This is a genomic window from Pseudoalteromonas sp. GW168-MNA-CIBAN-0100 (genome assembly GCF_040309225.1).
GTDB classification, from domain to species: Bacteria; Pseudomonadota; Gammaproteobacteria; order Enterobacterales; family Alteromonadaceae; genus Pseudoalteromonas; species Pseudoalteromonas arctica.
Genome location: NZ_JBEOOL010000500.1, coordinates 1 through 278, shown reverse-complemented (window position 1 = coordinate 278; position 278 = coordinate 1). Strand labels below are relative to the sequence as shown.

Here is a 278-nt window from a genome sequence, read left to right as displayed (position 1 = left end):
GCTAATAAGTTGATTGCTCATGTTTTTAATAACACTGTTTTTTGATAGTACAAAGTCTAAAGGTTGAATTGGCATATCCACCAGCTGATCAAATAATACCTGTGCAAGCCGTGCGGTTTTACCCGTTAAGCTATAGTTTTGCTGATTACTTGCCAAACTAAGCATTAACTCTTTTATTAATGGGCTAATGGTTAATGTACAGGCTGTACTTGGCATACCTTGTAAGTTTGCATCAATAAATAAGTGGCATAAATGCGCATTATCAGATGCTCTATTAC

1 protein-coding gene is annotated in these 278 nt (G+C 35.6%); it reads right to left on the bottom strand.

Annotated elements, in window-relative coordinates; translation table 11 throughout:
- On the bottom strand, positions 1 to 278 hold a 278-nt coding region (locus AAEY62_RS22150), incomplete at both ends, for a cupin domain-containing protein (protein WP_502935549.1).